Raw genomic sequence first — 8,443 nt, 5'->3', positions numbered from 1 at the left:
ATAGCTTCTGTAATTTGAACATTATGTTTTTTATATATTTCACTTATAATAATAGGAACAATCTTTTTTTCAAGGTTTTTAAAAACAAAGATATTTATTTCTTTAGGAATTTCATTTTTAGAAAAAATAAACCAAAGAAGTATCCCTTCAAAAATAGTAAAGTTGGGAATAATTTGTTTAATTTCTTTAGTTGCATTTAAAATATTAGAGTTAGGAATATTTGTTAAATTTAGGGTTATTAAAGAAAAGTCATCAATAAAAAAAAGTTGTTTTAGTTTACAATAGTATATCCATTGATGTGTAATAGAGAAAAATGTAGAATTAGTTAGTAAGTCTTTTTTTAAATATTTAGAAAAAATATTTAAAGTAGATTTAGCATCACTATCTAAAAGATTATTAAAACAAACTTTAGAATAGCAAAAGGTGTCTATAACATTAAATAAAAGATATAGGGATTCAGTTCGAATTTCATTAAAAGAGCTATTTTTTAAAAAATAAAATATTTTGTAAAAGAATTCTTTATTCCAATGGCCAGGCTTGTATTTTAAAGATTGATTGAAAGAGAGGTTACGTGTTGTTTTTTCATATTCGTTGCCTCTAAATGCCACCCAAAGTGAGAAAATTGCAGACTGTTGGTGCATCGAATGTTGAGTGTTTAATAAGTTTAAAAAATTATATATATCTCTATTTAATTTGAAAAAATTATTAAAATTTAGATTATTTAAAACATCTTTTCTAAATTTATAAGGAAGATAATTTCTTTCAATTATAAATTTAAAAAGTAAAAAATAGTGTAATCTTCTTAAATTAAAAGCTGAACCCGTAAGTTTAACTCCTTGACTAGATATTTTTAATTTTAAATTATATTTTTTTAAGAGACAATTAATAATTTCTTTGTAATTATTAAGGTTTCTAGGAGTTAAATCTAACTCTTTTGAAATATTACAAAGATTGACACTATTAAATTTACTAAGAAAAAATAAAAAATAGAAAATTTTTTGATTCTTTGTAAATTGTTGTGACTTTCTTAAAATTTTTTTAGCTTCTTTGAAATATAAAATTTTGTTCAACATGTCATCAACTTTGGTTGTAGAGTGTGTTTTTTCCAAAATCTCTTCATAAATATCTTTTAGATATAATTTTAGGTGTTGTTGAGACATATCTAAAATTTCACTAAGATGCTTTAAAGTAAAGTCAGGATTGCTCTTAATAAGATCTAAAATTTGCAAGTGTTTGCTATTGATATACATAAAAATTCCCCCTTAGTATACCCTTAGAAGTTACCCCTACTTCATTAATTAATGATAGCAAAATAAGTGATTAAAATCAATATATTTCTAAGAAAAAGAACGTTTAAAAATTAAAATTAATGTTCAATAAAAATTTTATTAAACTCTTCGTTAAATTCAAAAAATATATCAACTAGAGCGGGGTCAAAATGCTGACCACGTTCTTTTTTTATTATTTCAATAGCTTCTTTATGAGAAAAACCATCTTTATAAACTCTTTTTTGTCTTAAAGCATCATAAACATCAGCTATAGCTACAATTCTAGCTTCTAAAGGAATCTCATTCTCTTTTAATCCGTAACAATACCCTTTACCATTCCATCTTTCATGATGATAAAGTACAATATTTTGAGCTATAGGACCCAATTGCATTTTATCAATAAGTTTTTTTCCTAAAAGTACATGTTTTTTCATCTCTTCAAATTCATAAGGAGAAAGTTTGCCAGGTTTTTCTAAAATTGAATCTGGAATTCCTATTTTTCCAATATCGTGAAGGGAAGCATATTCACTAATTTCAGCAATAAATTTACTGCTGCATTTAAACTTTTCAGCTAAAAATTTAGAAAAAAGATTTAACCAAACTAAACACCCCCCATTATTTCAAAAAATTATAACATAGAATAAAAAAAAACTAAATAGGTGTGAAATTACTTTTCAAAATACTTAATGAAATTTAGGAGTTAAGTTTTTATAAAAAGTAGTGAATTAGATAACAAAAGCAAAAAAAACTTTAAATTTAAAAAAAGGAAATAAATGAGACATTGGTAGTAATATGTCAAATAAAATATTTAAATTAAAAAATATAGGGGGTTAATATGAAATTAAAAACAGCAACAATTATACTGTTTTTTTTTATGGCTAATTTTTTATTTTCGTTACAAATAGGTCCGCCAATGTATGAACAAAGAATAGATGGAAATGGCGGATATAGGGAGTTTACTATAAAAAACTCTGGAGATGAAACTTTAAGATATAAGTTAACTATTTTACCTACTTTAGAAAATCATAAAGATATGAGTAAATGGACAGAAGTATCACCTAAAATTTTAACAATAAAACCAGGGAAGAGTGGGAAGATTAAAATTTACTCAAATGCTCCAAAAGGAGCTGAAGAGGGCGAGTATGGGTTTATTTTAAGTGTAAAAATGATAGGACTTCCTAGATTACCTGAAGAAACTCATTTAATTGAATCAAGTGCTAAAATAAACTTTGATGTTCATTTAGAGCTCTTTGGATATGTGGGAAATTTAGAGCCAAAAGTAAAATTAACAAATTTAAAAACAAGAAAAAAAGATAATCAAATTATAATATCAGGAAAGTTAGAAAATTTAACTTTAAAAAGAGGTGTATATTGTGGAATAGATATAATTGGAAAAAATGGAACTATATATAATTCAGATTTAAGAGTTCCTGTAAATAGTGAAAAAGAATTTAATATAGAGTTAGATAAAAATATAAAACAATCAGAAATAACAGGTATAAGGATAAGAGATTTAGAGAACTATAAAGAGATATTAAAGCAAAAAATTTAAATAGTTATTAGAAGGGGGAAACTCTTTTAATATATATAAGACAATAAAATATAGGAGGTATCAAAATGAAAAAGATTTTATTAGGTTTATTGGCTTTATCAGCAGTTACTTTTGCAGCTAATCCTGGAACAGATTCTTCAGCAGATATAACAATTCAAGCAAAATTAGAAGTTTTAGCAGCTACAAATGATTTAGTTATTGAAGAGTTAAATGATGCTGGAAATTGGCAACCAGTGGCAAAAACAGTAGAGTTTGATCATGGCCAAGTTTTACAATCAACAACTTCACCAGTAGATGTACCAACTCCTAGTTTAGTAAAAAGTTTTAGAGTAAAAAGAGCAAATGCAGCAAACTTAGATGCAAATTCGTCAGCAGCACCAGGAAGTTATAGCAAGTTCAGTTTAGATATAGGAGGGGTAAAAGGAACTGTTGCAGGAAATATGGTTGGAACTGGAGCACCAATTCCTCATACATTTAGAACAACAGATACAACAACACCTTCAACATTCGCCGTTGGAACAAAAGAAATACAATTTAATATAGAATCAATAGTTCCTAAAATAGGTACAAATCAAGCAGCTGGAGTTTATACTAGAACAGAAACAGTTACAGTAACATTAAATAATTAATTATTTAAAATAGAGGAGAATATTCTTCTCCTCATTTTTGAGTAATTAATATAAAAAAGGGGGATTTTTTTATGAAAAAAATTATAATTATCTTTTTCTTATTCACTTTAAATCTTTTCGCGTATATCAATATTCATCCTATTTATTTTGATAAGCCTATAGATGGGGTAGGGAGTAATCAGGAGTTCACTTTGTATAACAAAACACAAAAACCAATTAGGTATACTATTTCTTTAAGTGATACAAATATAAAAAACAGTATGAAAGATTGGATAGAATATTATCCAAAAACGATAACAATAAAACCTGGGAGAAAAGAAAAAATTAAACTTTTTATTAAAGCTCCTTCATCTACCTTAAAAGGAGAATATTTAGCAACATTGGAAATAAAAGAGAGTATCGTACCCAATTTAGAAAAAAAGAATGATAGCAATGCTATACAGATATTAACTCATCTAAAAATGGATATAGCAGGTTATGTAGGTGATATTCAACCAAAATTAGAGTTTAAAAAATTAAATCTAAATTTTGAAGGAAGTAAAATAAAAGTTGCTGGAAAAGTTAAAAATAATGGAGAACGTAGAGCAAAAGTTTTGTTAGTTTTAACTAATGGAAATAAAAAAGATGAATATGTATTAGGAAAAATAAGAGTTTTAAAAGGAGAGGAGATAGATTTATCAGTATTATCACATGAAGTTTTAGAGAAAAGTGATATAAAAAAAATACAAAAATATAAAAATCTTATAATACGAGAACAAGACACTAATCAAGAGATTTCCAAATTATCGATATAAAACTAATTAGACAGGAGGTGTTTTATGATAAGAAAAGTTATGATGTATTTAATGATATCTACCACTATAATACTAGCAAGTGATTATACAATGGAAGATTTAAATAAATTAAAAGATTTAAACATGATTTCAAGTGAGGAGTACGAAATTTTTAAAAATGAGTTACAGGGAACTAGTTCAGGTAAAGAATTTTTTTCTTTGAGTGTCAATGGGTTAAAAGTGAGTGAAATTTATCCAGTTATAAAGGAGGAAATTAAAGAATATTTTCCAATTATAAATTTTTTTAATGTAATTGGATTTAAAAATTATGATATTTTAGATGGAAATCTAGTTTTTAAATTAGGGACAAATGCTGAAGAGATAATAATAAATACAAAGAATAAAACTATATCAGGAATTAAAGATGAAAAAAAAATATCTTATAGTGATAAAGAGCTAATTGTAACAGATAGTGATTTCTATATAGAAAGTGAGTTATTTAAAAAAATATTTTTAAAATCTTTTAGAATAGATAATGAAGATTATAAAATAGCGATGTCATTATCTTTTGAAACTCCAGAAGAAATAAAAATGTATTTAAGAAATGTACAAGATGGATTAATTGAATCTCAAAATGCTGGAGAGATGATGTTTACAAATAAGAATAGTCTTTTTGATTTAGGAAATATAGGTTTGGATATTGAAGCATATACTGAAAGACAAGAGGGAGATAATAAATTTGATACTGATTGGAGTGGAAATGTTGAGTATCAAGGTGGGCTGTTATATGGTGAGTTTACTTTAGGGTATGATATAAGAAATAAAGAGTTAGGGGATGTATCGCTATATTATCCAGATATATGGAAGGATCATTCTTTTGAAGTAAGTAATTTAAAAGCAATAGGTGAAGCTAGAGAGTGGGAAGTTATTTTTAGAAAAGAAAAAGGCTATTTTAAAGTTGGAAGAAATTTTGTAATTAGAGAAAATGTTCCAATAGGAAGTAAAGTAGAGCTATTATATTTGGGATTTCCTATAGAGATAAAAGAAGCTGAAAATGGAACTGTAGAATTTACTAACTCAGAAATTCAAGAAAATAGACAATACACATTAAGAGTGTATACTCCTGCTGGAAAAATATACACAATTGATGTAAATACAACAAGTGACTATAATCAGCAAAAAAAGGGTGAAATAGAGTATGATATTTCCCTTAGAGAAAATGATTTATATAATAAGTATGAAAGTCATGCAAATGTTTACTATGGTTTAACAAATAACTTTACGACTGGATTTAAATATCATAGAAAGATAGAAAGTGATATTAAAGGGAATAATGGATACATAGATTCGATTAGAGCAGAGGGAGTTTATTCAAATGTTGTGTATAGATATCCTTATACAGTAGTTTTAGGAGGAGACAAAGCCTTAAAAAGCTTTAGAAATACAGAAGGGGATAGTGATAAGGAAAGATATGGATATGATTATAAGGGTCAAATTGATATAGGAAACTTTAGATTTAAAGCTGAAAATCAACATTTTGGTAGATATTTTGATGAAGAAAAAATAGAGGATTATTCAGTGACATATAATCCTTTGGGAGCGTTTCAAATTAATTATGACTGGGGAAAAACAAAATATTATGATGGTAGCAAAGATTCAAACGAGAGTGTTGGATTTAATGCAAGCAAAGCTTTTAAAGAACTTTTAATAAGTTTAGATTATAATAAATCTTTAAATAATGAAGATATTTATAGAGCAAACTTATATTATAATGGGTTAAAAAATTATAATGTACAATTATTAAATGAATGGAGAGAGAATGGAAAGGATTATCAAACAACTTTATCCTTAAGTAATAAAAATATTTTTGATATTTTTGATTATACAATAGAGTTTTCGTATTCAGAAAAAGAAAAGGAAAAGTTTACGTTTAGTTTCCATTTAGATTACAATAATTGGTTAAAGACAGATATTGATATAAATGGTAGAAATCAACGATATGCAGCTGGTATAGATAAAGTTTTTGATTTAAGAGATATAACTAAAAATATTGAGACGTTAGATAGCTCAAGAATAAAAGTAGTTACATATTTAGATGAGAATAATAATGGAATAAGAGATAAAGATGAGAAGACAGTAGAGAATGTAATTATAAAATTAAGAAATGATGAACAAAAAACAGATGAAGATGGAGTAGCTTGGTTTCATGGAATACCTAATGATGTTATATATGATGTAACTCCAACAGTTATTAAACCTAATTATACAACAACAAGTAGCAAAATGAAAATTTTAGGACGAAAAGTAGGGACTGTAGAGGCAGAAATACCAATAAAGCCGATGCTAAGTTTAACAGGAATATTTGAATTAGACTCAAGTTTAAATTTAAGTAAAAAAGAGAAAGAAATTATTTTAGAAAATACCTTGATTAAAGTTATAGACTCAAAAGGTAAGTTAATAGAATATATAAATCCTGAATTAGATGGAACATTTGAAATAAATGGATTATTTAGCGAAAAATATACTGTTGAAATACTTTATATGGGTAATGATTATAATATTCAAGGTATAGCGAAAAATGTTCAAATGGCATATAGAGAAGATGGAAATAGACTTGTAATAAACTATCAAAATGGTAAATTTAGTATGGAAGGTAGTGAACTTAAAAAAGGGGGAGCATTATGAAAAAGATAGTTGTTTTCTTAATAGCTATATTATCTATAAGTGTAATAGAAGCATCAAATATAAAAGATAAAACTATAGAAGAGGGAGTTAAACCTCTTCCACCACTTGAAATACCAATGATTCCTATGATACCTGCTTCTCCGAATACAGATACAACAACAGATGAAAATAATAATTTAACAGAATGGGAATTAGAAAAAATATCGACATTTCATTTAGAAACAAAAGTTGAGGTTTTAGTTCCTTTAGAAATAATATCTGATGTAGAAATAAAAGCTCTTGTTATAGATGATCAAAAGTTAGTTATTCCATTTGAATTGGAGATGAATAAGGAGCCTGAAAGAAAAAATTATTATGGGTTACACTATAGTGAAACAGAAATAGATATTGATGAAGATGGAAAAGTTGATACAAAAATATTTTCACCTAAATATATAAATCAAAAATTTGTAAAAGATAACTATTTATATATTGATGGCTCTAAAATTTCTAAAGAGGGAGTGCATAAGAAAAGAGTTTATGTGACTGTAGAGCTTAAGGAAGAGGTGAGATAAAATGAAAAAAGTATGTTTATTTTTTATGATATTATCAACAGTTCTATTAGGAGAAATAAAAGTTAGGATTGTAGAACCTTTAAAATTTAGAGATATTAATGCTACAGAAATTGGACCAAACCAAGTCTTAGCAACTTCACAAATAGAGATATTTACTGATAATAAGGAGGAGGATATAGGGAAAAGAGTTGTGTTTAAATATCCAGAGTATATGATGTTAAGTAATAGAAAAAAATGGATTAAAATTAATAAAATAGGAATGGAAATAAAAGAACAAGAACTTATATTAGAAAGAGAACGGGTACCAGTTATATTTTATGCAGTACTAGATAAGAGGGAACTTGATAAAGGGGAGCAAATAAATATTATAGAAGGAGAATACAGTGGAAAATTTCCAATTGTATATTCTGTATATAAAAGAAAAAATAACTACCCAGTTACTCTTCCAGAAATACACCCAGAGGATAGACCTACAATATTGCCAATATTTCCAGATCAAGAAGAAAATAAACCAGTAGTATTGCCTATATATCCAAGTGATACAAATAAACCTTCTAATAAAAAGGAGGTATAGTTATGAAAAAAAATATATTTATAGTGTTTATAAGTATGATTTTAAGTTTGTATGGAAAGGAGAAAAAATTAGAGTATGAAGTAAAATATTCAGAAAATAATTTTATAGTAGTTAGTATTTCTAAAGCTAGATTTCCAACTGTAATGAAGAAATATCATATAGTTGAGGGGGAAGAGGATTTAGAGGATATAAGTGAAGAGTATAAAATAAAAATAGATGAATTAGAAAAAATTAACAAACTAAGCAGATTTGATAAATTAAGAGCTGGGCAAATCATATATTTGATAGAACAAAATAAGGGGGGTGGGGTATGAAAAAAGTTATAATTTTTTTGATGCTATTTACACTATCAATAGTAAGTTTTTCCCAATTTTCAAAAGATAAAGAGATAGATATAATAAAATCATT

At 26.2% G+C, this 8,443-nt stretch carries 9 protein-coding genes; 7 read left to right on the top strand and 2 right to left on the bottom strand.

Annotated features, from left to right (window positions below; genetic code table 11):
* The coding region (locus HMPREF0202_RS13950) for a hypothetical protein (RefSeq protein ID WP_023051375.1) at nt 1-1,250 on the bottom strand (1,250 nt) is incomplete at its 3' end.
* A 116-nt stretch (nt 1,251-1,366) separates the two neighbouring features.
* Nucleotides 1,367-1,810 (bottom strand): HD-GYP domain-containing protein, encoded by a 444-nt coding sequence (locus tag HMPREF0202_RS13945; RefSeq protein WP_084537738.1) that lies wholly within the window; start codon nt 1,808-1,810, stop codon nt 1,367-1,369.
* A gap of 293 nt (nt 1,811-2,103) precedes the next feature.
* On the opposite strand from HMPREF0202_RS13945, the gene HMPREF0202_RS13940 reads away from it, so the two are divergent.
* The 7 genes from HMPREF0202_RS13940 to HMPREF0202_RS13910 all read left to right on the top strand — a co-directional run bounded on the left by HMPREF0202_RS13940 (nt 2,104) and on the right by HMPREF0202_RS13910 (nt 8,349).
* Nucleotides 2,104-2,820 (top strand): fimbrial biogenesis chaperone, encoded by a 717-nt coding sequence (locus tag HMPREF0202_RS13940; protein ID WP_023051373.1) that lies wholly within the window; start codon nt 2,104-2,106, stop codon nt 2,818-2,820.
* A 65-nt stretch (nt 2,821-2,885) separates the two neighbouring features.
* Entirely contained in the window at nt 2,886-3,449 is a 564-nt protein-coding gene (locus HMPREF0202_RS13935) for a hypothetical protein (protein WP_023051372.1), read from the top strand.
* A 71-nt stretch (nt 3,450-3,520) separates the two neighbouring features.
* Complete coding sequence (locus HMPREF0202_RS13930; protein WP_023051371.1) at nt 3,521-4,243, top strand: FixG Ig-like domain-containing protein; 723 nt, start codon at nt 3,521-3,523, stop codon at nt 4,241-4,243.
* Between the two features lie 24 nt (nt 4,244-4,267).
* Nucleotides 4,268-6,907 (top strand): hypothetical protein, encoded by a 2,640-nt coding sequence (locus HMPREF0202_RS13925; RefSeq protein ID WP_023051370.1) that lies wholly within the window; start codon nt 4,268-4,270, stop codon nt 6,905-6,907.
* The gene (locus HMPREF0202_RS13920) at nt 6,904-7,461 is read left to right on the top strand and encodes a hypothetical protein (RefSeq protein ID WP_023051369.1); all 558 of its coding nucleotides are present in this window, start codon (nt 6,904-6,906) and stop codon (nt 7,459-7,461) included. The genes HMPREF0202_RS13925 and HMPREF0202_RS13920 overlap by 4 nt, the downstream gene beginning before the upstream one ends.
* Before the next feature lies 1 nt (nt 7,462).
* A complete protein-coding gene (locus tag HMPREF0202_RS13915) occupies nt 7,463-8,035 on the top strand; it encodes a hypothetical protein (RefSeq protein WP_023051368.1) in 573 nt (190 codons plus the stop codon).
* Between the two features lie 2 nt (nt 8,036-8,037).
* Nucleotides 8,038-8,349: a LysM peptidoglycan-binding domain-containing protein gene (locus tag HMPREF0202_RS13910; RefSeq protein ID WP_023051367.1), complete on the top strand. Its 312-nt coding sequence runs from the start codon at nt 8,038-8,040 to the stop codon at nt 8,347-8,349.
* Nucleotides 8,350-8,443: the final 94 nt, after the last annotated feature.

The organism is Cetobacterium somerae ATCC BAA-474 (assembly GCF_000479045.1).
GTDB classification, from domain to species: domain Bacteria; phylum Fusobacteriota; class Fusobacteriia; order Fusobacteriales; family Fusobacteriaceae; genus Cetobacterium_A; species Cetobacterium_A somerae.
This window is presented reverse-complemented; position numbering and strand designations above follow the sequence as displayed.

Bases quoted from the DNA above. Each gene is read 5' to 3' on its own strand.
- HMPREF0202_RS13915 (WP_023051368.1), top strand. From the start codon at position 7,463: ATGAAAAAAGTATGTTTATTTTTTATGATATTATCAACAGTTCTATTA.
- HMPREF0202_RS13930 (WP_023051371.1), top strand. From the start codon at position 3,521: ATGAAAAAAATTATAATTATCTTTTTCTTATTCACTTTAAATCTTTTC.
- HMPREF0202_RS13935 (WP_023051372.1), top strand. From the start codon at position 2,886: ATGAAAAAGATTTTATTAGGTTTATTGGCTTTATCAGCAGTTACTTTT.
- HMPREF0202_RS13940 (WP_023051373.1), top strand. From the start codon at position 2,104: ATGAAATTAAAAACAGCAACAATTATACTGTTTTTTTTTATGGCTAAT.
- HMPREF0202_RS13910 (WP_023051367.1), top strand. From the start codon at position 8,038: ATGAAAAAAAATATATTTATAGTGTTTATAAGTATGATTTTAAGTTTG.
- HMPREF0202_RS13925 (WP_023051370.1), top strand. From the start codon at position 4,268: ATGATAAGAAAAGTTATGATGTATTTAATGATATCTACCACTATAATA.
- HMPREF0202_RS13920 (WP_023051369.1), top strand. From the start codon at position 6,904: ATGAAAAAGATAGTTGTTTTCTTAATAGCTATATTATCTATAAGTGTA.